The 21,934-nt window shown below is 68.8% G+C and carries 25 protein-coding genes and 2 pseudogenes; 16 read left to right on the forward strand and 11 right to left on the reverse strand.

Features of this window, described 5'->3' with window-relative positions; genetic code table 11:
* Window positions 1–31: 31 nt before the first annotated feature.
* From ACIRD8_RS37035 to ACIRD8_RS37050, 4 genes are read right to left on the reverse strand one after another with little or no spacing between them, the layout of a single operon-like run.
* Window positions 32–1,306 carry a hypothetical protein gene (locus ACIRD8_RS37035; RefSeq protein ID WP_404001963.1) on the reverse strand — a complete coding sequence of 425 codons (1,275 nt, stop codon included), beginning with the start codon at window positions 1,304–1,306 and terminating at the stop codon, window positions 32–34.
* A complete protein-coding gene (locus ACIRD8_RS37040; protein WP_404001965.1) occupies window positions 1,296–2,078 on the reverse strand; it encodes a hypothetical protein in 783 nt (260 codons plus the stop codon). The genes ACIRD8_RS37035 and ACIRD8_RS37040 overlap by 11 nt, the downstream gene beginning before the upstream one ends.
* Before the next feature lie 10 nt (window positions 2,079–2,088).
* Window positions 2,089–2,427: a hypothetical protein gene (locus tag ACIRD8_RS37045; protein WP_404001967.1), complete on the reverse strand. Its 339-nt coding sequence runs from the start codon at window positions 2,425–2,427 to the stop codon at window positions 2,089–2,091.
* 24 nt (window positions 2,428–2,451) lie between these two features.
* Window positions 2,452–2,769: a hypothetical protein gene (locus ACIRD8_RS37050; RefSeq protein ID WP_404001970.1), complete on the reverse strand. Its 318-nt coding sequence runs from the start codon at window positions 2,767–2,769 to the stop codon at window positions 2,452–2,454.
* An 862-nt stretch (window positions 2,770–3,631) separates the two neighbouring features.
* Between ACIRD8_RS37050 and ACIRD8_RS37055 the strand changes: the two genes are divergently transcribed.
* The 10 genes from ACIRD8_RS37055 to ACIRD8_RS37100 all read left to right on the forward strand — a co-directional run bounded on the left by ACIRD8_RS37055 (window position 3,632) and on the right by ACIRD8_RS37100 (window position 14,293).
* The gene (locus tag ACIRD8_RS37055; RefSeq protein ID WP_404001973.1) at window positions 3,632–4,684 is read left to right on the forward strand and encodes an NlpC/P60 family protein; all 1,053 of its coding nucleotides are present in this window, start codon (window positions 3,632–3,634) and stop codon (window positions 4,682–4,684) included.
* Entirely contained in the window at window positions 4,681–5,259 is a 579-nt protein-coding gene (locus ACIRD8_RS37060) for a hypothetical protein (RefSeq protein WP_404001976.1), read from the forward strand. Before ACIRD8_RS37055 ends, ACIRD8_RS37060 begins: the two co-directional genes overlap by 4 nt.
* A gap of 118 nt (window positions 5,260–5,377) precedes the next feature.
* Window positions 5,378–5,770, forward strand: a complete 393-nt coding sequence (locus tag ACIRD8_RS37065) for a hypothetical protein (RefSeq protein ID WP_404001979.1) — start codon at window positions 5,378–5,380, stop codon at window positions 5,768–5,770.
* Entirely contained in the window at window positions 5,770–7,317 is a 1,548-nt protein-coding gene (locus ACIRD8_RS37070; RefSeq protein ID WP_404001981.1) for a hypothetical protein, read from the forward strand. Before ACIRD8_RS37065 ends, ACIRD8_RS37070 begins: the two co-directional genes overlap by 1 nt.
* Before the next feature lie 184 nt (window positions 7,318–7,501).
* Window positions 7,502–8,197: a hypothetical protein gene (locus ACIRD8_RS37075; protein WP_404001984.1), complete on the forward strand. Its 696-nt coding sequence runs from the start codon at window positions 7,502–7,504 to the stop codon at window positions 8,195–8,197.
* Window positions 8,198–8,386: 189 nt separating this feature from the next.
* The gene (locus ACIRD8_RS37080; protein ID WP_404001986.1) at window positions 8,387–10,567 is read left to right on the forward strand and encodes a TIR domain-containing protein; all 2,181 of its coding nucleotides are present in this window, start codon (window positions 8,387–8,389) and stop codon (window positions 10,565–10,567) included.
* Between the two features lie 50 nt (window positions 10,568–10,617).
* On the forward strand, window positions 10,618–11,220 hold the full coding sequence (locus ACIRD8_RS37085; RefSeq protein ID WP_404001989.1) for a hypothetical protein: 603 nt from the start codon (window positions 10,618–10,620) through the stop codon (window positions 11,218–11,220).
* A 237-nt stretch (window positions 11,221–11,457) separates the two neighbouring features.
* Window positions 11,458–11,778 carry a DUF4333 domain-containing protein gene (locus ACIRD8_RS37090; protein WP_404001993.1) on the forward strand — a complete coding sequence of 107 codons (321 nt, stop codon included), beginning with the start codon at window positions 11,458–11,460 and terminating at the stop codon, window positions 11,776–11,778.
* 630 nt (window positions 11,779–12,408) lie between these two features.
* Window positions 12,409–13,488: a hypothetical protein gene (locus tag ACIRD8_RS37095; RefSeq protein ID WP_404001996.1), complete on the forward strand. Its 1,080-nt coding sequence runs from the start codon at window positions 12,409–12,411 to the stop codon at window positions 13,486–13,488.
* Window positions 13,489–13,804: 316 nt separating this feature from the next.
* A complete protein-coding gene (locus ACIRD8_RS37100) occupies window positions 13,805–14,293 on the forward strand; it encodes a DUF6882 domain-containing protein (RefSeq protein WP_404001998.1) in 489 nt (162 codons plus the stop codon).
* A 360-nt stretch (window positions 14,294–14,653) separates the two neighbouring features.
* Here ACIRD8_RS37100 and ACIRD8_RS37105 read toward each other — a convergent pair.
* From ACIRD8_RS37105 to ACIRD8_RS37120, 4 genes and pseudogenes are all read right to left on the reverse strand, one after another.
* Window positions 14,654–14,908: pseudogene (locus ACIRD8_RS37105) on the reverse strand (SAM-dependent methyltransferase); the annotation flags it as partial.
* 281 nt (window positions 14,909–15,189) lie between these two features.
* Window positions 15,190–15,603 carry a VOC family protein gene (locus ACIRD8_RS37110; RefSeq protein WP_404002001.1) on the reverse strand — a complete coding sequence of 138 codons (414 nt, stop codon included), beginning with the start codon at window positions 15,601–15,603 and terminating at the stop codon, window positions 15,190–15,192.
* Complete coding sequence (locus ACIRD8_RS37115) at window positions 15,600–15,944, reverse strand: hypothetical protein (protein ID WP_404002003.1); 345 nt, start codon at window positions 15,942–15,944, stop codon at window positions 15,600–15,602. The genes ACIRD8_RS37110 and ACIRD8_RS37115 overlap by 4 nt, the downstream gene beginning before the upstream one ends.
* A gap of 44 nt (window positions 15,945–15,988) precedes the next feature.
* Window positions 15,989–16,639 carry a CatB-related O-acetyltransferase gene (locus ACIRD8_RS37120; protein WP_404002006.1) on the reverse strand — a complete coding sequence of 217 codons (651 nt, stop codon included), beginning with the start codon at window positions 16,637–16,639 and terminating at the stop codon, window positions 15,989–15,991.
* Between the two features lie 264 nt (window positions 16,640–16,903).
* Between ACIRD8_RS37120 and ACIRD8_RS37125 the strand changes: the two genes are divergently transcribed.
* The 5 genes and pseudogenes from ACIRD8_RS37125 to ACIRD8_RS37145 all read left to right on the forward strand — a co-directional run.
* Window positions 16,904–17,482 (forward strand): TetR/AcrR family transcriptional regulator, encoded by a 579-nt coding sequence (locus ACIRD8_RS37125; RefSeq protein ID WP_404002009.1) that lies wholly within the window; start codon window positions 16,904–16,906, stop codon window positions 17,480–17,482.
* A 740-nt stretch (window positions 17,483–18,222) separates the two neighbouring features.
* Window positions 18,223–18,570, forward strand: a complete 348-nt coding sequence (locus tag ACIRD8_RS37130; RefSeq protein WP_404002029.1) for a hypothetical protein — start codon at window positions 18,223–18,225, stop codon at window positions 18,568–18,570.
* 5 nt (window positions 18,571–18,575) lie between these two features.
* Complete coding sequence (locus ACIRD8_RS37135; protein WP_404002012.1) at window positions 18,576–18,905, forward strand: DUF6233 domain-containing protein; 330 nt, start codon at window positions 18,576–18,578, stop codon at window positions 18,903–18,905.
* Window positions 18,906–19,059: 154 nt separating this feature from the next.
* A complete protein-coding gene (locus ACIRD8_RS37140) occupies window positions 19,060–19,356 on the forward strand; it encodes a hypothetical protein (protein ID WP_404002015.1) in 297 nt (98 codons plus the stop codon).
* Window positions 19,353–19,454, forward strand: a pseudogene (locus ACIRD8_RS37145) (IS5/IS1182 family transposase); the annotation flags it as partial. The gene ACIRD8_RS37140 and the pseudogene ACIRD8_RS37145, both read left to right, overlap by 4 nt.
* Before the next feature lie 14 nt (window positions 19,455–19,468).
* Here ACIRD8_RS37145 and ACIRD8_RS37150 read toward each other — a convergent pair.
* The 3 genes from ACIRD8_RS37150 to ACIRD8_RS37160 form a co-directional block, all read right to left on the reverse strand.
* Window positions 19,469–19,813 carry a DUF2750 domain-containing protein gene (locus tag ACIRD8_RS37150; protein ID WP_404002018.1) on the reverse strand — a complete coding sequence of 115 codons (345 nt, stop codon included), beginning with the start codon at window positions 19,811–19,813 and terminating at the stop codon, window positions 19,469–19,471.
* 75 nt (window positions 19,814–19,888) lie between these two features.
* Window positions 19,889–20,431, reverse strand: a complete 543-nt coding sequence (locus ACIRD8_RS37155) for a hypothetical protein (RefSeq protein ID WP_404002021.1) — start codon at window positions 20,429–20,431, stop codon at window positions 19,889–19,891.
* A 234-nt stretch (window positions 20,432–20,665) separates the two neighbouring features.
* On the reverse strand, window positions 20,666–20,821 hold the full coding sequence (locus tag ACIRD8_RS37160) for a hypothetical protein (protein ID WP_404002023.1): 156 nt from the start codon (window positions 20,819–20,821) through the stop codon (window positions 20,666–20,668).
* 727 nt (window positions 20,822–21,548) lie between these two features.
* Here ACIRD8_RS37160 and ACIRD8_RS37165 point away from each other — a divergent pair.
* Window positions 21,549–21,731: a hypothetical protein gene (locus tag ACIRD8_RS37165; RefSeq protein WP_404002026.1), complete on the forward strand. Its 183-nt coding sequence runs from the start codon at window positions 21,549–21,551 to the stop codon at window positions 21,729–21,731.
* Window positions 21,732–21,934 lie beyond the last annotated feature (203 nt).

Below are 21,934 nucleotides of genomic sequence, written 5' to 3' on the forward strand. Positions count from 1 at the left end.
ACGCTCGGCTGGAAGACACCTGCCGAAGCGTTCAACGAGCAGCTACAGTTGCATCAAAAGGCCGGTGTTGCAACGACCGGTTGAATCCGGTCAGTGCGTTACGGGCCTTCGGCCACCATTCCTGGGTGGAGTCCGAGAGCTGGCCGGCCAGGACCACGGGCATGGTCGCGACCAGGATCATGATCCCGGCCTGGCGCAGCAGCACTTCGAGCCAGAGCGCGGCGATCGCGAGGATGCAGATGATCCCGACGACGATGATGACCCCGACCGCCGCGGCAGCGACCGTCTCGCCGGTGATGAGAGCGGTGCCGACCGTCGCGGCGCCTCCGCCGCCGGTGATGAGTCCTCCGAACAGGGTGCCGAGCTGGTGCTGCATCGCCTCGGTCGCATCGGCCTCGCCGGATCCGCCGCCGTCGAAGGTGTAGTTGATGATCCAGGTGGACACCGCGTCCGACCAGGACAGCGCGGTCTGGGTGGCCAGTACGTACACGGAGGAGATGACGCCCCACTTCGCCAGGCCGGTGACGGCGGTGACGGCCGGTTCGCCTCGCCGGCTGATGGCGACCTTCCCGAACTGCAGGAGCAGGAGGAAGGTGGCGACCACCAGGGAGAGGGAGGTCATGACGCCGGTGGCGGAGCCGATGCCGACCTTGGTCAGGTCGATGGTGGACGAGGTGTTGAAGACCTTCGCGAACTCTTCCAGCAGCCACACCACGGCCTTGCCGATGTAGCGGGCGGCCTCCTTCAGGGCGTCCGAGGCGAGCTCGCTGATCTTGCCCTCCGCCCAGGCCACCGGGTTCTTCGCGTCCGGGGGGTACGTGTTCTGACCGTCCCGCAGGCACTCCTGGAAGGTGCCGCCCTTCTCGACGCAGGCGGTGACGTACGTGTTCAGCTCTTCGAAGTTGCCCTGCTCCTGGTCGTAGGCCTTGCGCCACTTGTCGAGGCGAAGTTCCTCGTACCGTCGGCGATCGGCCTCGCCGCAGTTCATGGCCGCGTTGCCGTCCGCCCCTTCGCAGGCGCCGATGCTGCCCGGCAGTTCGCCTGCCCCGGCGGGCCGGCAGTCCCCGTCGGTGGCCCCGAAGTCCAGGACGCACCAGTGGCCCTGGGTGTCGACGCCCGCGACGTCGCCGCCCGCGGCCCAGTCCGCCGGCGGCGGCTCGGGCGGTCCGTAGGCGGCGTGCTTGCCGCCGTGGTCGGCCACCGCGGCGGGGGCGCCCGCCACGCCGCCGACAACGCAGCACAGCAGGGCGAGCAGGAGGAACCAGACCCCGGGCGCCGCAGGATGCTGCGGGCGCTCAGTCCTCATGCCTGACCTGGACCCACTGGTCACGCCATGCGAAGGCCGAATCCGGGTCGTAGGCGACGGGGAGGGTCCGCTGCCTGACGTAGGCCTCCTCGTCGGTGATCCTCCAGGCGCCGTCCTGCCACTTGACGATGAAGTCGGTGGTGTCGCCCTTGACCGGGTTGTCGTCGGTCGCCTTGTCCGGTGTGGTCGCGTACCGGTCGAAGCTCAGCCAGATGTGGACGACGTCCCCGCGGGGCAGGTCGTCGTCGGCGAGACTCCGCATGCGTACGGCATCCACCGTGGTGGTGAAGGTGACCCCCGCCGGTGTGCCACCGGAGGCGGGCAGGCCGGCGCCTTCCCTGAGCTTGCGGACCTCGGAGATCTGCTTGTCGATGTACCCGGTCGCGTCCGGGGAGGTGACGACCTCGAGCTGCTGGCGGGCCTTCTGGTCGTCCATCCAGGCGTACTCCTCCCAGAAGTGGACGACCGCGGAAACGGCGCCGCCCGCGCTGTGGGGGAAACCGACGGAGGCGCCGCCCTCCTGCCCGGTGGGCACGTCCAACGGGATCTTCCTGGCCTTCTCCGGCGTCATCGGCGCGACGGCGTCCGCGGACCCGGATCCCGACGGCTTCGGCCTGTCCGTGGCCGAGGAGCCGGCGCTCGGCTGCTCCGGCTCGCCGTCGAACAGCGAATAGGCGACGACGCCGCCGACGGTGAGCGCACCGGCGACCAGGACGCCGAGCGCGGCAAGGAGGAGTCTGGCCGTACGAGCACTGCGGTCGTGTCTGTTCATGGCCGCCGCCTCAGATCGACATGTTGTAGACCGCGAGCACCATGGAGCTGGTCAGGCCGATGCCTCCGGCACCGCACAGGCTCCACAGCACGGACTGCTTGCCCCTGGCGGCCAGCTGGGCCCTCTCCGTGTTGTGGCCGACGGCGACCAGCAGCCAGCCGGTCAGGCCTCCGATCACCGCGGCGGCGAGCCCGAATCCCGCGGTCCAGTTCAGAACCGTCTGCACCTGCGTGTTCACCGCCGCGGGGAGGGCCGGCGAGGGCTTCGGCACGACCGGGGGCGGGTCTGCGGCCAGTGCGTGCAGGCCCGGGTCGGTGGCAAGCGTGCGGACCGCGTCCATGAGCGTCATCGGGAACACCTCGTCGAAGGTCGGCTACGAATGGGAGACCACGGCCAGGGGCGCGGGTCGTGGTGCGTCCGGAAGCGGCGTGCCCCATGAGGCTCCGGCCGCCGCGAGGACTTCCTGACTCAGCAGGGCTGCCGCTTGCCGGGTACGCGCGCGCAGCCGGGAGACCGTGCGCAGCCCGTGGGCGCGGACATGCGGGTCGTGCGGGAGGTGGACGACCGCGGCGGTTCGTGCGGACAGCATCGTGGCGCCCGCCCGTACGACGGCGGGGAGGCGCCCGTCCGCCTGGGCGACCAGGACCGCCACGGTCCGCTGGAGCGGCATCCCGTCCGCGTGCATGGCCATCACCGCCTGCTGGAGGGCCTGTATGCCGCTGGCGGTGGCCGAGGCGCAGCACGGGCACCGCGCAGGGCAGCTCGCACCAGGCCCGGGTCCGGCCGGTCCGCCCGGCGCACCGGGACTCGACGATGTCGTGCGCCACCGGGTGCGGGGTGTCGGCGACGACGCACTGCCAGCCTCCGATGGCCGCCAACTGCAGCCATGCGGCCGGTGCGTGCGGCAGAGCGAGGGGGTCGCTGTGCCAGTCGCGGCCGTCGGTCAGCACCTGCCAGGCCGGCCGGTCCTCGCCCGTTCGCTGCGCGGCCGCGTCCTGTACCCGGGAGCGGGTGAGCGGCCTGTCCGGCGGCAGTGCGGCCAGTCCCCCGGCCTGCTGCCCGGCCGTCCACGACGGCCATGGGGACGAGAGCCGTGGAGCGGTGTCGAGGACGACGGCCGACGCACCGGCCGCGGCCATCTGCGCTGCCAGCAGGTCCGCGACGGTCGACCGGCCGCTGCCGCCCGTCGCGGCCATCACCGGCACCACGAGGCGGGCACCCGGAGAGAGCGAAAGCGCGATTGATCCCCTTTTGCCCACGCTTGCCCCCTACGCCGCGCCGACTCTTCGCATACGCTAATGCGATCCATCATCTCGTCATACCGGAACGGATCCGTGCGACAGAATCCGGTCACTCGGAAGGTTTACTCACGTCACCAACGTGGGCCCCGATAAGCAGTGGTGGCATAGTGTCACATGAGATCACCCGTCTGCATCCAGCTCGATGTCTTGAAGCAGACCGGGCATGCGGGTTCGTTTCCGCAAACTGAGTGCAGGCCTGGGGGGACTGTGCGCGTCACACGCTGGTTGGCGGTCGCCGTGGGCGGGGCCGTGATGACTCCCGTCGCGCTGGGCGTGGGGGTCGTCCTGCTCGTCGCGGCCTTCAGCGAGGACGACGGAGGGTCCGGCGGAAACCTCGGTCCGACCGCCGGCAGTCTTCGTATCGGCCGGGGCGGCGTGCCTTCCGCGTACGCGCCGATGATCCTCGAAGCGGCCGCCGACTGCGACGCGGGCCTTCAACCGGCGGTACTGGGGGCCCAGCTGAAGCAGGAATCGAACTTCGATCCGCGGGCTCAGTCCCCGGGAGCCGGCGCCCAGGGCATCGCCCAGTTCATGCCGGGGACCTGGTCCACCTGGGCGACCGACGGGAACGGGAACGGCACCAGGAGCGTCTGGGAGCCCGCGGACGCCATCGCGGGTCAGGGGAAGTTCATGTGCAGCCTGATGCGGAAGGGCAGGGCGCACCCCCAGTACGACGGATCGCCGACGGAGCTCGCCCTCGCCGGCTACAACGCGGGCTGGGGCAGGGTCGACGAGTACGGCGGCGTCCCTCCTGCGAGCTTCGCCCAGGGCCAGACGTACAACTACGTCAAGAACATCCTGGCGCTGGCGAAGCAGTTCACCGCCCCGGCGCCGAGCGGCGACGTACAGCTGCCTGCCGGTTACGCCCTGCCCGCCGGTACGCCGCGCGAGGTGCGCACCGCGGTCGCCTGGGCCCTGAGGCAGAAGGGCGGCTGGTACCGGCTCGGCGGCGACTGCACCGACGCCCACGGTGCCGGCCCGGCCCACTGGTGCGACTGCTCCTCCCTCATGCAACAGGCCTACGGGGCCGCCGGCATCAGCATCCCGAGAGTCACCTACGACCAGGTCCGCATCGGCACCCACGTCAGCGTGGACGGGCCCAGGCCGGGAGACCTGGTCTTCAACCCCGGCAGCGACGGCTCCGACGCCCGCCCGGGACACGTCGGCATGTACATCGGCGACGACATGGTCATCGAGGCGCCCCGCACCGGTGTGCGCACCCGCGTCGTTCCGTACAGCAGCTGGCGCAACTCCACCAGCGCCATCACCCGGGTCACCGAGGTCCGCCGGGTGGTGCAGTGGTGAGCCACGAAACCGAAGGACGGCTGATGCACGTCGAGCACGAACAGCTGTACCGCCCTTGGGGCACGGTCACGCCGGCCTTCTGGGGCCTCGGGCACGAGGCCTCGCAGGAGCAGGCCGGGGCCCGCATCCCCCAGGTGCTGCGCGGCCGGCTGACGGACATCGCCGCGACGGCCGCCGGAGGCCGGCTCCCGGACGCCGCCTGGATGGCCTACCAGCTCGATACCGAGGTCACCGGCGAGTACGGTCCGGAGCACCTCAACACCGTGCACATCCGGGAGGTCCGCGCGCATCTGGCCTATCTGGCGGGCGACCGCACGACCTCGCTCGGGTGGTATCTGCACACGGCCCGGCTGCGGGCCACGATCCAGGGGCCCTGTCACCCCGACACCGAAGAGGCCACCCGCCGGGTCTACAGCCTCTGGCGCACCGTCCCTGACGCCGACGCACCCGCGCTCGGCACGGAGGTTCTGGGTGCGGTCACCGACATCCACGGGCCCGATGCGGCAGTGACTCGCCGGACCCGCAAGCGACTTCAGGCCCTGGCCGCCTCGCCCGAGGTCAGGAGCATCACCTGAGCCCCTCACACCCGCTTCGTCCACAAGGGCCGCGTTATCCACAGGGCGTTGGGCTCCCACCGGATGCGGTGCCACGATCCCCCTCGGCCACCACAGGCGACAGACAGAAGAGGCACTCATGAATACGGCGATGAACGCTCTGGACGCGGCTCTGGGATCGGCGGATCCGGCCACGGTGCTGGCCGGCGCCTGGGAGGCACTCGATCTCGGAGGGCGGGTGGCCGACGCCGTCACCTGGGACGGGGCCGGAGACGATCTCCTCGCACTGACGGCAGCACAGGAATGCCTGGCAGCTCGCTCTCTGCTCCCGCTGCCCGGGACCGGGCGTCCGATTTCCCTGGAGGCCGGCGACATCAGGACCGGTCCCGACGGCCTGGAGCCCTACGTCACCCTTCTGGACAGGGCGCACCGGGCGCTCGCCGGCCTCGCCGAACAAGACGTCCAGCTCGGTGAAGCCGCGGAGCATGCGGCTGCCGCCGCACGGTCGCTGGCCGCCGTCCGGGGGCAGTGATGGCGACGCTCGACGAACTCTTCGACACGGCCGGGGACCGGCTCCGTACGGCAGCGGCGGCTCCCTCGCCGGACCGGCCTGCCTCGGCCCGTCAACTCGACCGGTTCCTCACCGCCCTGACCGAACCCGTGGGCCTGGGTGACGAGGACGCCCCCCGGTCGGCCGCGACGCTGGATCTCGTCCACCACCTGCGCCGAGCCAGTGACGTTTTACGGTCCGCGCTGGGGCTGCTGCCCCCGCCCGGCGCCGGTCCGGCGGAGAACCACCTGCCCGACGCCTTGGCCGCGGTCCACGCGGTGCGCGACGTCATCGAGAGCCACCGCGGGCCCGACCGCGTACCGCTCACTGCGTACGCGTACGCACTCGACACGGTCCCGGCCCATCACTACCTGACCCGCAGGTGCTCCGAGCTCGCCTGGGGCGCGGCCCAGGTGGCGTCCGGTCTCGCCCAGGACACCCTGGACCCCTCCGCGGCGGCAGCGTTCGGCGACGTCCGCCACTTCCTCTCCAGGGCGTCCGTCCTCGGCCAGGACGGGGCCCGCGACGCGGACGCCGCGATCGGCGCCCTCTCCCTGACGCTTCCCGTCAGCGCTGTCCAAGCCGATCCCAGCGACCGCACGCAGGACGTACCGTCGAATCTCGCCGAGGACTGCGACCGGCTGTCCCGGGCGGCCTTCGAAACGCTGCACCACCGCTCCGATCACCCCATGAGCGGATCGGACCTCCAGCAGCTGGCGCGCTGGACGGCCATGCAGCGCCTCCTGGCCGGCCGCGTCCTGCTGACGGTCGCCGAGGAACTGCCGGACGAGACCGCCGCCGCCCTGCGGGAGAGCGCCGGAGCGCTGCGCGGGTCCGCGCAGGCCTGGCAGAAGTCCGCGACGGCATGGCACCGGATCGTGGACATCGCCGACCCGAGATCCCACCCCGCGCTCCCTGCTCCCAGCTATGAGATCGTCCGGCGCGGAGAGGTCGTACGCCTGCCACAGGTCATCCCCCACCCGGCCACCGTGATCGCCCACACGGCAGCGGTCCGGGTGGGACAGCTGCTGTACGGACCGCAGTGGCGGCCGGAGAACGCGACCCGGCCCGAACCGCGGGGCGGCGCGGAGATCCTCGCGGACGCGCGGAGCGCCGGAGCCCTGGCCTCCGCCCTGTACCGGCTGCCCGCCGCGGGCTGGCAACTCGCTCTCGCCGCACCGCAGGCGGTGAGCCAGGCGCGGGGCGGGCTGGTCACCGATGTCTTCGAGCAGCAGGCGCAGAAGGGGCGACGGAACCACCGCTTCCGCCCGATCCACCGTCAGCAGCTGGACGCGCTGTCGCACTCGTACAAGGCGGTGTTGCCGGCTGAGCAGGCATCAGCAGCATCGCTTCTGGAGGTGGCCCGGCAGACCGGCGTACCGGTCCCCCGGGCCCTGCTCGACGCCGCAGCGCACCGCACCCTGGCGGCCGGCCTGGAGTGGGGCAAGGCCCGGAGAGCGGTCAGGCCGGACCGGTCGGGACTTCGGGCGCCGCAGCCGCTGGTTCGGGTGCGGCGGAGGGCTCTGTAGACGGCGGATTCCGGTTCGCGGGCGGCGATGGGTTCCATCCCGTACGACGCACCGGGCAGGGCCAGTTGAAGGGATCGTCAGTGATCAGTACCGTCGGTTGCCGAGAAGGAACCGGGGGGAGATTCTTGTGACGACACGCCGCAAGCGTGCATGGGGGCCTGGTGCCCGGACCTTGGCGCGAGTGATGCTCGCAGCGTTGGTCGGCTCGGTGGTGGGCATCGCCGCGTACTCCATCGCTCAGACCGGTGGGCAAACGCTCTCGGTCGTGGTGGGCGGGCTGGTCGGGATCGCTCTGGTGCTGGGAGCCGAGATCTATCGCCGGTCGGGCCAGTTGACGGAAGTGAAGCTCACCCTGCCCGTCGGTGAGATGACGTTCGCCGCCACCACGGACATGCGACAGGCCGCCCAGCGATTGTTCTTCCAGGCCGCCACACGGGTTGCCACCCGCCCGCTGAGCGACGAGGGCGGGGACCTCCGCACGGCTGTCGCCTCGCTCAAGAAGCTCGTCGATCTGTACAGGGAGCCCGTGGAATCGGGAACAGCGCCTCCACCACCGGCCAGGGGTGACTCGGTCTACGAACTCGTGCTGACGATCGTCAACCACAACCTCGCTCCCTTCCTCGAGACCTGGCACCCGAGGCTCGACGCTTGGGCGGCCGCGCAGGAGGGCCATGTGGACGAGACGCTGTGGCCCGAGGCCGTCTTCTTCCGCGCCGACCTGAATCAACTCCAGCAGCGCCTGCGGCCGTACATCATCGCCCTGGGAGACCTCGCTGGGATCCGCGACCCGGAACGGTATCTGCGCAGGCCCGACTGGCGCCCCGGGAAGAGGCGTGCCCCCATCCCCGATCAGCAGGAGACCGAGCTCGACACCCCCTGAGACGGTCCGGCACCACGCATGGGGCCCGCGCGGTATGGCGCATGATGAGGGGGTGACGATCACCTCCTCATCCGCCGCCATGACGGTTTCCCGCGCAAGCGAGCAAACAGCACCCCCCCCCCCGCTGGATTTCTGGGTTGAGCAGGTATGCAGGCGCGCAGGTGTGAGCCTCTGCGGGAGGCTCTGATCATGGTCCCTCCGGCAGCGCCCGGCGGTGTTCCCGCGCTTGTGGCCGAGTGGGACGTGTTCCTCAGCTACAGCCGCACCGACGCCGACAAAGCTCGTACGCTCGCCCAGGTACTGCGGGATCAGGGGCTGCGGGTATTCCTCGACGACATGGGCGTCGACGACTTCGCGTCGATCACCACTTCGATCTCCGAGGCCGTCGCCCGCTCGAAGGCCCTGCTCGCCTTCTACTCCGCCGAGTATCCCCGCCGGCGGGCCTGCCAGTGGGAGCTCACCTATGCGTATCTCGCCGGCCAGCGCGAAGGTGATCCCCGGCGCCGTGTCCTTGTGATCAATCCTGAGATCTCCGCCGACCACGTCCATCCTGTCGAACTCCGGGACGCCAAGCACTGGATCTGGCCCGCCGCCCCGGAAGCCCTCCAGGGCCTCGCGGAACAGGTTGCGGCACACGTGACGGGAATCGAATGGCCGCTCGGCGCGGCAGGGCATCTGGCGGGCGGGCGTGAAGCACCCTCCGCTCCATGGCTGCCGGCCCCTGCCAGGACGGGCTCGACGCGGTTCACCGACCGGCTCGCTGAGCAGTGGCGCATACACACGGCGCTCGTTCGTCACCGCGCCCCACTCGTCGCCCAGCCGGGTTCCGGATCCGGCCGGACGGCGCAGCTCCGCGGGATGCCCGGCATCGGCAAGTCCGTACTGGCCCAGGAGTACGCCCTCCGGTTCGGCTCCGCCTTTCCCGGTGGGGTGTTCTGGTTCGATCTCCACCCGGCTCACGGCTCGCCACCGACGACGGCAATGGACGTCTACGCGGAGCAGGTGGCCACCGTGTGCCACGCGCTGGACGTGGACCACACAAACGGCGCCCACCTCGTACGGCTTCTCAGCCGGCTCGCGATCCGCCTCGGCGAACGAGGAGCACCATGCCTGTGGGTCGTGGACGGGCTGCCCGACGGCCTGAACCAAGCCGAACTGCAGCTACTGCGCGGTCCTCATCTGCTGGCCTCCACCTTGCTGACCACTCGCTCGTTCCGGTACGGGTCATTCGCCGAGACGATCGACGTCCCACCGCTCTCCGACGCGGACGGGTACAGACTCGTCACTTCGCACAGGACGCCCGGCAGCGAGGTCGAGAAGGCAACGGCCCTCGCCCTCGTCCACGATGTGGGGGGACACCCCCAGGCCCTGGACCTTCTCTCCGACCTGGCCGATACCACCGACTTCATCGGCCTCAGGAACCGTCTGCACTCCGCCGGCACCGACATCCTGGCCTCGCCCGGCACACGACGTGCCGGGAGCCGGTCCTCGGAGCGTTCGCGGATCCCTCTTGCCTCCATGCTCCTGACCCGCCCCCTGTCCGGGAACGGGCCGGTCGACGACGTGTTGCGCCTCTTCGCCCTCGCCTCACCGGCGCTCCTGTCCCAGACAGTCCTGGAGAACGCCATCGCCTCGACCGATCCGTACGATCCGTGGGAAGCCGGCCCCGCAGTCTCCGACGCCGTCGGCACGCTGCTGGGCTCCGGCGCTCTCCTGCCCGACCCGTCCGCCCACCGGTCCTGGACCGTGCACGCTCTGCTGGCACGAGCAGTACGCAGGCACGACGAGGACACGGCCCGCCAGGAGGACCTGCGCCAAGTGTTGCTGCACACCCTCGCGACGCCGCTCGCGCAGAATTCCCGCGACAGCACGTCACCGCGGTCGGCGCCCGCCCCCTCCCCGACTCTCGACCTGACGCGCTCGGGACCGGGCCCCGTGGAGCGGGCCGCCGCCTTCGACCTTCAGGTGGAGCTGGTCACCCGGGTCGGCGTCCAGTCCCTGGGCCCCGAAGACGGCTCGCTGCGCGAAGCTCTCACATCCCTGCATTCCCTCTTCGCCACCACGCGTGAGGTACTGCACCGGGTCGCGGCCGAATCCCCACCCCCGCTCCTGCTCCCCCGAATCGCCTTCGTACTGGCCAACCAGCAGCTCCGGCCCTTCCTCGCGACATGGCACTCGGCACTCAGCCAGCACGAGGCCACCTGCCCACCCGGCCGGAGCGCCATCGAACACGAACAGCTCTGGACCAGAGCCGCCGACATGCGTGCACAACTCGCCGACCTGCAACAACCGTTGTCCTCGACGGCCGAAGAACTGGCCGTTCTCTGCGGGATCGACCTCTTGCAGACGACCGGACCGGAGGATTCCTGAGACGCCGCCACTCGGGATTCATCACGGTAGCCCCGGTTACTGTGTGTCTGGTGAACGGACCGAATGCACCGGCCGACCCCGGGAAACCAGCACAGCCCGACCGGCTGTTGCCGCTCCTGGGCACCCACGAGGACGTCGTCGCCTACTTTGCCGGGGTCGCGGATCTCGACGCGACGGACCCGGCAGACCACGAGTTGGAGGAAGGGGTCCGGCTTGCTTCCGGGGCCCGGCTGGAGCAGTTCGCGCGTGCGGGATCAGGCGACGCTTTCTGCTTCGTCGGCGAGGGTGGAGAGGAGCGCCCAGTGGTGTACGTGAGTCTCGATGGCGAGGCCGGGCCCCTCGCCCTCGGACTGCCGGAGTTGGTGCGTCTGTGTCTCGTGGCGCCATGGTGGCGAGACACTCCTGGACGGACGGCCGACGAACTCCAGACGGTCGCCGATGAGTACCGGAATGACGTGCCCGACCTCGACCGGCGACGCGACCGCGCGGCCAAGGCTCTCGGCCTCGATCCAGCCGGACTGCCGTCCGAGGCGGCGGCCCTGGCCCGGCTCGTGGAACTCTCCCGGGGGCCGGTTGCGACGACCTGTCTCGTCGTCGGGGAGGAGGGCGATCCACTCGATCCCCTGTTCGGCGAGGCCCTCGACCGCTGCTGACCGGCTCGACGGGGGTGCGGTGTGGCACGGGTCGGCCGTGGAGGGCCGGGTGAGGCGGTGGGCCATAAGGTGGCACGGCTTCTCAGCGGGTGAGCCGAGAATTGGCCAACACGTTCGGCGGATTGCCCTTCTACCCTCGGCCGCTTCCAGAATCGACGACTTGTACGCCGACACCGCTCCCCGATAGAGACCGGGGGACCCTTGTCAGCCCGGCTGCGGGCCCGGTAGGACTGTCCGGTGACTGATCAACGGAGCTTTGCGCGGCGCATCATGGCGGCTTCCTCGGTGGTGGTTGCCGTCTGCGCGGTGATCGTGACGACCAAGGTGATGAACACTGACACCGACGTCCCCGCGGACCCCGTGGTGTTGGACCCCGTGGCGGTGGAGCAGGCGGTGAAAGCCCGAATCAGCCCACAGACCGACCGGGTGAGCTGTCCTGTTTACCTCGTGGCCGAGGTGGACAACACGTTCACCTGCACGTACTGGGTCAAAGACATCCCGAATACGGTGGAGGTCAGAATATCGGGCAAGCAAGGCGAAATATCGCTGTCGACGTGACTGCCTGATGGCACGGACGCCTACGCGCGGCGGCTTCACCTCGGATCTTCACTGAGCGCGCCAACCGGTGCCACCGGCTGATCGTCCGGGCAAGCCCTGGTACTCCAGCCGTCCTTCTTCGTTTGCGCTGGTCAACGGCTTGAGTGGGGAGAGTGCAGCGGGCTCGAACGAGGGCCGGGGTCCAACTGCCGGCAGACGTCGAATCTCGGCCGGTGTGAGGTCCACGAGGTCGGGCGCGTCCCCATCAATGCCTCCTTTTCCCGTTGCTGACCGGCCAGGGACGGCGAGGAAAGCATGCGCGAGCACGGCGAGTGTGATTCCTGAGCGGGGCGACCACAGCCGCCCGGTTGAAACCACGGTTGAAGAACGCTGCTGGTGGTGAGTTCCTCGTCCCGGCCCGGCGGCGCATTTCACACTCACCATTCCCGTACGAACAGCGGCGATGCGCGCCACCTCCTGGCCGGGCACCGTGACTGACGGCATACTCGTCAACCAAGACGGTGACGGCGGCTTTCGGGGGGCGCTTTGTGGTGGTGGAGGCGGTCCCGTCGGATCCCGAGTCCCTACGAGGAAAGTCTCCGGCAGGACACCCCCCACCCCCTTCCGGAGTACGACCTCATTGGGGAGGTTGTGCCTGAGTTCACCTACAGCGACATCCAGGTCAATGACCTCTTGCGGTGGTTGTACGAGTCGGCCTCGAGCCCCGACGAATGGCTTGAGCCGCGATGGAACTGTCCGAACAGCGCGTTGATCAGCCTCCCGGAGTGCCACTGCAATGCATGCCGATGGCTCACCGGCCTCCTCAGACAGGAAGAAACAGCAGGCCACGTCGAGCTCGACAGGACCGACGTCGGGCCGCCGAAATTCGCCGAACCAGGGCTCCCCCTCCTCCCTGTCTACTCCTGGCCGCCACGCTCCCGCCCGGACTGGAGCGGAATGGCACGGCTGACCGATGCAGGAAGCGCCCGTGCGGTGGAGCTCCTGCAGGAAGATGCCCAGCTGGCCGAAGCTCAGAACGACCGCACTGAAGCCGTCTTGACCGTCCTGCTGCGCTGGACGCACCAGCAGATGACCGAAAGGCGGAAGTGGGACGAGCACCAGGGAGCGACCGGCAGGAGCTTCGGCGCCGGCCGGGCCCCCGCTCATCCGGCACCACTGTGGGGGATTCTTCAGCCTGTGGACTCACCCATGGCCCGCGGATTACGCGTCAGCTTCAGAGACGCCCTCGCGGCCGCTGAGCACGCCGACCACGAATCGCTGTGCATTTTCGACTACCCGCGCATCGAACTGACCGGCTACGGCACACGGTGCGTCGAATCGTACGGAGGGAACTACGCCAAGATGACCACGGCAGAGAACGGCCACGGAAACACGATCCGGATGCGCGACGGAGTCGTAGTGACCGGAACAGCCAGGGACGTGACCTACACTCGCGGAAATCCCGGCAGCGACGGGTCGGCCCCGTCGGACGTCACCGACCTCGCGCAACGCATTGTGAATCTGGTGCAGGAGCACGCCGAGGCGTTGGAACAGCCCCGACTGGCCGAGCGCGACGCCCAAGAGGTCGCCGACGAGCTCTCCCAACCGGAGGAAGACCAGGACCGCGACCGTATCCGTGATGCGCTGACGCGGCTGCAAGGACGGGTTACCGGTGTCGGAGCGCTCACTGCGGCGGGCCAAGAGCTCTGGAACCGCATCTTCGGCCAATAGCGGCCCTCAGGCACCGTTCTCAGGTGCGCCAGACCGTCAGCCGGCCCAAGGACACCTGGTGATGGCCTCTGCATCGCCTGCCAGCACGGCACGGAGTTCGACGAACCGCCACCCAGCACCCCGCCACGCCGTCGGCAGAGTCCTAGCCACGGGGGAGGCATACGCCCGGTCCGCGCATCACCGGAAGGGAACCAAGCCCCGCCGGACAGGATCAACGGCAAGTCACGCACCCGGGCACCGGCAGGTCCAGGCCCGGGAGCCCTGGCCACAGCCGGGGTGGCAGGATCTTGCCGACAGTTCTGTACGAGGAGGCAACGTGGACGACCGCTCGGAGCATGACCACTCCGGCTGGGAGGCGGTCGTGCTCGCGGCTCGGGAGCGCGCCCGCTCGCGGCAGGCACTCATGGTCGAGCGCTTCGGCCTGTCGGGAGACGTGCAATACGACTGGTCGATGGACGACGCACAGATCACGTGGTCGCGCGACGGCAAGGTCTTCCTCACAGGCCGGCTCACAGTGATCGGCAGCATCAGCGTTGCCCAGCAGACCTGGCTGTGGTCCTGGGCGAACGAGTCACTCCCGGCCGCCGCCCTGGGCGACATGGAGAGGGTTCGGCAGTTCGGCGAGGAGAACGACTACCCCGTCCTTCCTTGGCCAGGCTTCACGTACGACCCCGAACTCGTCGCTGAGGCTCGGATGGTCGCGGCCTCCGTGCTCGACGCCGAGGGACTGTGGGCGGAGTTGATGGACGACGTGCAACTCCACTTCATGATCCATGACCTAGCGCTCGCTGGCGAGCGACAGTGACGGTTGCACGGATTCCCAGGCAGCTGGTGCCGGCCGCCGGACGTTGAACGAGAAGCTGATGTACCGACGAAGCCGTGGGAAGAAGGGCTTGGGGAACTGATCTTGCGGATCGGGGGACGTATTTCCCGTGTGGAGTCCCGGCGCCAGATGCGGGACTACATCCGGGACCCGGTGGGCCGCAAGAACGGCCGGCAGCTCGCCGAATACGCCGGTGATGCCGCCCCGACGGCTCCAGCGCCTGCGCTGCCTGCAGGCCAGCGGGAAGCTCATCGCGATCGTGTACGACACCTACTCGCCGCACCTGACCGGCCGTGAGCAGGGCGGACATCGCCCGAGGCGGCCGCACCCCGGCGGAACAGGGAGCGCGTTGCGGCCCGGGCCGCATCCCAGGTCCAGGGCCCGGCCAGGAGCGATCAGGCCCTGGTCGAGGTAGGCGGCCAGGTTCTCGTCCGGCTTCGACACGAAGAACGGGACCAGCCTTGACCGGTCGGCATAGAAGCGGTCCCAGAAGTCCTTACCGTCGCCCGTTGCCAAGCGGCCGGCCTCGGATTCAGATGCGAAGAGCCCGTCCAAGAGCGCGAGAACGTCCTCGACGGTGCGTACAGTCCGGTCCATCCGGCCCCCCTTTCGACCGATGTCGATCGTAGGAGCGAGGAAGGCAAAAGACCAGGTCAGGCAGTGTGTGGCGATGGCTGGAACGGGCTGCTGCGGACTCCGGAACGTACCGGCGGACAACCCACTCCGGACTCCGATTCCGAATCCGCCCAGCCTGTCGTCGGAGGCCGGGACGGGGCCATCCACGGCTACTGCGGGACGACTATTTCGACGAGTTGTCCCAGCGGTCTACAGCGCGAACGTTGTCCGATATGGGGCTAGTTCGTCGCGGAGGTCACCCGCTATGCGGTGGGCGTGACGTCGGTGGTGGGTGCCAGGGTGCGCAGGACGTCGAATTCGTTGCCCTCGGGGTCGGCCATGACTGTCCAGCTGCGGGCGGGGCCCTGGCCCACGTCCACCGTGGTGGCGCCGAGGCTGAGCAGTCTGGAGACTTCGTCCTCGGTGCCGGCGTCGATGGGGCTCACGTCGAGGTGGAGCCGGTTCTTCACAGCTTTTCCCTCTGGCACCTGGATGAACACCAGCGTTGGCGGCATCTGGCCGGCGCGGACAGCTTCGACGGTCGGCTCCCAGGAGCCGATCTCGACCTTGCCCTCGCTCCGGTCGAGCACGGTGAAGTCCAGGACTTCGCACCAGAACGCCGCGAGTCGCTGCGGATCGTGGCAGTCGACGACCAATTCGGTGAACCTGCTGGTCACGGCTTCTCCAGGTCGGTGGTGGTGGAGACGGGTGTGCAGAGGATGCCGTCGAACGCGTCGATGACCGGGGTGTGCTGGTAGACCCCCTGCAAACGGATGCGGTCTGGGGCGCCTAGGTTCTCGGCCCGGGCCTGACCAAGAGGCGCTATGGCGAGTCCGAGGCCGGTCTCGGCGAAGGCCTCTTCGATGCTTCCCGGCTCGGGTGGCTCCAGCGGGGTGTCGTGGACAGTGAATCCGAAGGGAGCGGCCTCGTCACGACGCATGTCGGCGGTGTGGCCGGTGACGGTGGCATGGCCTTCGAGCCAGTCGATGAACGGGGTTCGATCGGTGGCGGCGGGCATGGCGGCCCCCTTCCGAGAGGTGATGGCGAGCACGGGGCGGTGGATCAGGGGTGCGGGAGGGAGGGTGCCGCGTCCTGCAGCTGGTCGACACTGCCGGACATGAGGGTTCGTACGTGCTCGCTGATGTGCTCCGGGGGCCAGTCCCACCAGGCCAGCGCGAGCAGCCGGGCGATGTCCTCGTCGCTGTAGCGGGTGCGGATGAGCCGGGCCGGGTTGCCGCCGACGATGCCGTAGTCGGGGACGTCCTTGGTGACCACGGATCCGCTGGCGATGATCGCGCCGTGTCCGATGCGTACGCCGGGCATGACGGTCGCGCTGTGGCCGAACCAGACGTCGTTACCGACGACGGTGTCCCCGCGGTTGGGCAGGCCGGTCAGCAGGTCGAAGTGGTCGGCCCAGGAGCCGCCCAGGGTGGGGAAGGGAAAGGTCGAGGGGCCGTCCATGCGGTGGTTGGCGCCGTTCATGATGAACCGCACTCCCGTTCCGAGCGCGCAGAACTTGCCGATGACCAGCCGCTCCGGCCCGTAGTGGTACAGCACGTTGCGGGTCTCGAAGGCGGCCGCGTCGTCGGGGTCGTCGTAGTAGGAGTACTCCCCGACGTCGATCAGCGGTGACGTGACCAACGGCTTGAGCAGCACCACCCTCGGCTGGTCAGGCATCGGGTGCAGGACTGTGGGGTCGGCGGGTACGTGCATGGCAGGCGTCCTCATCGTGTGCGTCGTTCGTACGCGGTCGGTGGCCGGCCGGTGGTGCGGGCCCTCGTCGGTCCGAGGGTGTCCGAACCAGGCGGACAGAGCCTGCCGCAGCGGGGGCAGGAGAGTGTCGGAGGGTGCGCCGACGGGTGCTGCCCAGGCCACCCCTCTCGACGGCACGGCACGTGCCGTGCCGAGGTGGAAAAGCGTGCCGGGCCCACGTAATCCTGTCAAGCACGGCACGTGCCGTGCCGTTATCGTGGGAGCATGACCAACGCCCGTCGAAGTGGCCCCGACCTGACCAACGCCATCATGCGAACCACGCTGGACCTGGGGCAGGAACTCGGCTACGCCAAGCTCAGCATCGAAGCGATCGCCACCCGGGCCGGCGTCGGCAAACACACCATCTACCGCCGATGGCCCTCCAAGGGCGCCCTGTTGCTCGACTCGGTGCTCTCGCTCGGCCAGTCGGACCTGGACTACCCCGACACGGGCGATGTCGCGGCAGACCTGCGCAAGCAGATCCACGCGGCCGTCGACCTCCTGGCCACGGCACCGCTCCGCCCCCTCTTCCAGGCCCTGGTCGGCGAGGCCCAGCACGACCCCGGCGTAGCCGCCGCGCTCAATGAGCGCTTCATCGCCCCACAGGCGCACAAGACGGTCGCACGCCTGAAGGCGGCACGAGACCAAGGCCAACTGGCGCCCGACTTCGACCTGGACCTGGCGATGGCAATCCTCTCCGGCCCGCTGTACTTCCGCCTGCTGATCACGCAGGAACCACTGACCCACGAATACGTCGACCGAATGCTCGCCGCCCTCTTCGCCGGGATGGGACCACGACCGTGACGTGAACCGGCGTGCCAGCGCTGCTTTGCCGCTCAGATAGCGTTTCGTCCCGTTATTTCATCCTGAATTACCGGGGAGCCGCTGCTGCCGGAGGTGGAGCGCGTGCCGACAGTGGCCGGCCAAGTGGACCGAGGCCGGTGTGGCCCCGGCTGCACGAGCCCTTCCCCACCAAGCCGCGCCCCCTTGCGCAGCCGATCCATCAAAGCAGCCGCCACTGACAACACGTAACCCGAAGGCCGCTTCCGGTCACGCAGCCTGAACCGGACCACAGAGGGATCTGCACGACCGAATGGCAGGCGCACGCACGGGGAAGCCCCGACTGGTCGGGGGAGGCCAGCCGGGGCAGATGGGGTGCGGGTGCGGAGAGTGGTCGCCTCTCGGCGGAGGGCTCCATGGGGCTTCAGCCGAACGATCTTCCCCATGGGCTATAGGTGAGGCCCGGGGACACAGTCCCCTCCGCACCCACACGCAGAGAAACGCAGCACCTCCCGGAGATGTTCCAGTCCTGTTCACCCCAGGGACCGTGAGACGGACCACACCAAGAGGCAGCGGGCCCACCCCGGCCGGTACGGCGAACAGCCGGAAAACCTCACCACGGCAGGCCCCGCACCCCTCACCTCCACAGGTGCCAGCCGGCCCCACCCAGGTCGTCACCGGATGCCGTTCGGGTGAGACCTCTGGCACGGTCCGGCGAGCCCTCGCCACACGAATTCGAACAGACGTATCATTACGGCGTGGCCATGTACGACTTCCCCCAAGACCTGCGCGACGCCCAGCTCGCCCTGCACCAGACCCGCGCCGCCTACGAGCAGTACGCCCGAGCCCTGCCGTGGTCGGCCGAGCCGATGCCGGGCTGGGAAGGCGAGAAGCAGCTGCACAGCGGATACCGGTCCGCCAAGCCCGACAGCCCCGGCTACACCGAGGAGCAGCGTCGGGAGGTGGCCCGTTTCCGGGCCGAACTCCTGAAGCTGAGCAGCGTGGTCTTCACGCATCCGTTCTGGGCGACCCTGGAGCGGAGTGACGTGGTAGCCAGGCGGATGGCCCTCCAGCACAGCCACGAGTCACCGGCCGCGGCCGGGGCGGGCTGAGTCCGGTGTCGGATCCCGGATCCATATCCCGGCTCGAGAAGTGGCGCGCGACGCGGGAGTACCTTGCGTGGCAGCTGCAGTGCGCGGATCAGAAGGTCCGCGAGCTCGAGGTCCAGGAGCAGCAGGACAAGCGCCGCCGTGAGCAGGCACGGGCCGAGCGGTCGTGGAAGATCCAGCCTCAGCGCTCCAGCGACAAAGCCCTCCTGCACCGGGGCTCGTGCACCTTGTACGAGAACGACTTCGGTTACATCAACCGCGAGGAAGCAGCCATCGCACTGGCCGAGCCCGACATCGAGGCCTGTCAGATCTGCAACCCGCAGACGGGCCTGGGGTAGACGTCCTGTGCCGCGAGGCCTTCGTCGGAAAGGTGTCGACCTCGTGAGCCGACACTGTCTTCGTTCACGAGTTCCGGTTCTGGCTCACGTTCCGTGGAGGGCTGGTTGAGGGTGATGTCAGAGGTATGTGGTGGGGTGGCCGGACGCTGCTGCCGTGACCTGCTGGGAGAACGCCTTCATGCCCGTGTACTCGTCTCTGACTCACGCCCTGGCCGCGGCCTTGATCGATGTCCTGTGGTTCATCGAGGGCAGCGAAGACGAGCAGATGGATCCGGACGATGCCGTCAAGGTTCTGGAGGGTGTCGCCCACTTGGTCAGGCAGCTGTCGAGCGACCAACGGGGCGAACTGATCGGTCTGCTCGGGACGATGGCCGAAGCCGAGTCCGACCCCCCGCGGCGGGAGTTCCTGGAAGGGTTTTCGGAAGGCTTCGGTCTTCTTGATGATGGCTGATCACCGAGCCCACCGGCATCCCGCTCGCCGCCACTCTGACCGGCGGCAACCGCAACGACGTCACCCGGCTGATCCCACTGCTCCAAGCGTGCCGCCCGTGCGCCTCCGTGGGCTACTCAACCGCCGCTAGCCGGTTGAGAACCTCCTTGGGGGTGAAGCTCCAGCCGACCAGGCGCGGCCCGCTCCAGTTGATGCCGATCACGAGTCCGTCCCGGGCGGCATCGGGCAGTACACGATCGCACCAGGTGTCCAAGGGCATGGACTCAACGCGGAGCCCACGTCCCCAGACCTTCGCTGCCCTCTGGGCGCGGGGCGAGGTCGACCAGAAGGGAAGACTTCGCGTGCCGTCCGCGGAGAGGTGCGTCGGGCTTCCGTCGTCATCCCGGACAAGCCAGACCACGCTGCTTTCGCGGACGTCTCGGAAGAACGCCGCCGCCTGCGAACCGCTCTGGCTCATGGCCACCGAGCCTATCGGTCCCCAACACCCATTTCGTCAGGAGTTCCCAGAGGTCGTTCCTCTTGGTCAACTGTCCTACCGTCGCCCGAGCAAACGGCCCTGCTGCTGCTTCAAGCCCGCGAACCCGTGCCGCGCGTACGCGGCTATCTCCTCACCGGGGAAGGGCACCACGGACAGGTGCTCGTCATAGCTCCCCTGCTCCCACCGGGCGGCTGTGATCTCGTAGCCGGAAACGTGTGCACACAGCTGAAGCAGAATCGGCGGCATCTCTGGTTCGCTCAAGAGGTCAGCGCGCTTGATGACGAGGTCGCGCATCGCCTGAATGTTCGGGAGGAAGACGGTCCTCACCCACAATCGCCACTCGGCGAGTTCCTCCTCGGAAGGCGCTGTCTCATGCACGAAGGGGGACCTGCCGTCAGGACGGGCGTTGCGCTCCACGAACGCGCCGAAGATGCGGCTGTTGGCTTCCGTGAGGGCGAACAGCGGTCCGTAGAAATCGCTGAGCTGCCGATTCAGGCGAGCGAGGCGTTCTTGGCGCTGCGACAGGCGCAAGCCGTTGAGATAGGTGGCTACATAGCCGGCGAACGCCAGCGCGATGGTAACGACGACTGTGATCACGGGAGGCGATGCTAAAGGTTGCGCCGCAATCACGGTGGCAGGAGCGGTGCGCGGGTGGCTGGGTCTCCTCGCGCAGCGACGAACGTGGTGCTGAGAGACTCAAGTCATGGGATCTTGGGGAACTTTGGGGCCGGCGTTGTTGTCGTTGGCTGGTGTTGCGCTCGGCGCGGGCGGATCGCTGTTTGGCCAGTACCTCCTGTCACGAGCAACACTCGGCAGCTCGAAGTACAGGAGTCAGCCGCGCACCGGGCGGAGCTCAAGAACGCGGTCCTGAAGTTCCTGGCGCTTGCGTCGCAGGTGGAGAAGGCGGCGCTCGCGCGGTCGGGCGGTGGTGGCACCGCGGCCGATGCCGAGCTCGACCAGCTCGTCGATGATCTGTGGCTGGCGCATGCGGAGATCGTCTTGGCAGCGAGAAGCGAGCCCTTGCGTGGCGCTGCCTATCGTTTTGCAGCCCGCCTCGCGGAGGCGGCCAGGGGTGGTATATCCGACGGGTCCGTGCTGCGCGGGTCGCAGGCGCAGTTCTTCGACGCGGCGTATGCCGACATGTGGCCTGGCCATCGGCGGGCGGCCGGTGATTCCGTGACGCCTCGGTGAGACGGCGCTGCGGGTGGAACGATCTTGTCGTGGCTGGTGTGATCACGGCGTCAGAGCCGTCTTGGATGACCCCGTTCAACCCCTTTTCGTGAACAGAGCCACAACACCGAACAGGAGCGCCAGCGCATCACCAGCGGTAGAACGCTCCGGTCGTGCCTGTACCGCTACGACGTCACCGTGCGGGCCCAGTAGTACGACCACATAGCCAAGAACATGAGCTTCGGCCCCATGAACTGGGACCGTGAACCCGGACATTGCTCGGTAGCAAGTCGGCCCGTCACACCTCTGCCGAGTTGACCCATTCGCGCTCCTGCCAGGGCCGAAGACTGTGGAACGACCCGCTGCCGCCCACTGGTCTACAGGCCTTCCCCGATTCCTTCCTGTGGGACAGGCCCCAAGACCACAGGAGGGGTGGAGGGCTGTTAAGGGTGGAGGGCAGCGCTTGCCTGGCTAACCGGCCGGTCCTCCAACCTGACGGCGCGCCTACGTGTTCGGTAGGCCGTTCTACTCGACGGAGGACCCTGTGCAGCTCATCGACCCCATGCTTCTTATCCCCCTGCTCGTCGTCGTGGTGACGATCGTGTGCGTGACCATCGTCTGCGTCACGGCGATCGTTCGCGCAGACCGGGCAAAGGTCGAAGGCGTCGTCCACGCGCTGCCCGAGCTTGTCGCCGCGCTGCTCCGTTTTCGCAGGCGCCGCCGGTGACGCCGGTGACCCCGGAGCCATCCCCCGGCAGCACCGTGTCCGAAGGCTGCGCGACCGCGGCACCGGTGTTGTCCGCGGTCTTCCGACGACGCTCGGCTCACGAGCGTTTCAGAGGACGTTAAGTCCCGTTCCTGATGATGTGGTGTCACCCGTTCGTGGGTGACGGGACGGTTCCTCCGTCATGTCATGTCGTGTGCATGATG

It is taken from the genome of Streptomyces sp. NPDC102451 (assembly GCF_044765485.1).
GTDB lineage: Bacteria > Actinomycetota > Actinomycetes > Streptomycetales > Streptomycetaceae > Streptomyces.

What these genes read in the sequence shown, in the direction of transcription:
- ACIRD8_RS37035 (WP_404001963.1), bottom strand. Translation starts at nt 1,306, where the DNA reads ATGAGGACTGAGCGCCCGCAGCATCCTGCGGCGCCCGGGGTCTGGTTC.
- ACIRD8_RS37040 (WP_404001965.1), bottom strand. Translation starts at nt 2,078, where the DNA reads ATGAACAGACACGACCGCAGTGCTCGTACGGCCAGACTCCTCCTTGCC.
- ACIRD8_RS37045 (WP_404001967.1), bottom strand. Translation starts at nt 2,427, where the DNA reads ATGACGCTCATGGACGCGGTCCGCACGCTTGCCACCGACCCGGGCCTG.
- ACIRD8_RS37050 (WP_404001970.1), bottom strand. Translation starts at nt 2,769, where the DNA reads ATGGCCATGCACGCGGACGGGATGCCGCTCCAGCGGACCGTGGCGGTC.
- ACIRD8_RS37055 (WP_404001973.1), top strand. Translation starts at nt 3,632, where the DNA reads ATGACTCCCGTCGCGCTGGGCGTGGGGGTCGTCCTGCTCGTCGCGGCC.
- ACIRD8_RS37065 (WP_404001979.1), top strand. Translation starts at nt 5,378, where the DNA reads ATGAATACGGCGATGAACGCTCTGGACGCGGCTCTGGGATCGGCGGAT.
- ACIRD8_RS37070 (WP_404001981.1), top strand. Translation starts at nt 5,770, where the DNA reads ATGGCGACGCTCGACGAACTCTTCGACACGGCCGGGGACCGGCTCCGT.
- ACIRD8_RS37075 (WP_404001984.1), top strand. Translation starts at nt 7,502, where the DNA reads ATGCTCGCAGCGTTGGTCGGCTCGGTGGTGGGCATCGCCGCGTACTCC.
- ACIRD8_RS37080 (WP_404001986.1), top strand. Translation starts at nt 8,387, where the DNA reads ATGGTCCCTCCGGCAGCGCCCGGCGGTGTTCCCGCGCTTGTGGCCGAG.
- ACIRD8_RS37115 (WP_404002003.1), bottom strand. Translation starts at nt 15,944, where the DNA reads ATGCCCGCCGCCACCGATCGAACCCCGTTCATCGACTGGCTCGAAGGC.
- ACIRD8_RS37120 (WP_404002006.1), bottom strand. Translation starts at nt 16,639, where the DNA reads ATGCACGTACCCGCCGACCCCACAGTCCTGCACCCGATGCCTGACCAG.
- ACIRD8_RS37125 (WP_404002009.1), top strand. Translation starts at nt 16,904, where the DNA reads ATGACCAACGCCCGTCGAAGTGGCCCCGACCTGACCAACGCCATCATG.
- ACIRD8_RS37130 (WP_404002029.1), top strand. Translation starts at nt 18,223, where the DNA reads ATGTACGACTTCCCCCAAGACCTGCGCGACGCCCAGCTCGCCCTGCAC.
- ACIRD8_RS37150 (WP_404002018.1), bottom strand. Translation starts at nt 19,813, where the DNA reads ATGAGCCAGAGCGGTTCGCAGGCGGCGGCGTTCTTCCGAGACGTCCGC.
- ACIRD8_RS37160 (WP_404002023.1), bottom strand. Translation starts at nt 20,821, where the DNA reads ATGCGCCAGCCACAGATCATCGACGAGCTGGTCGAGCTCGGCATCGGC.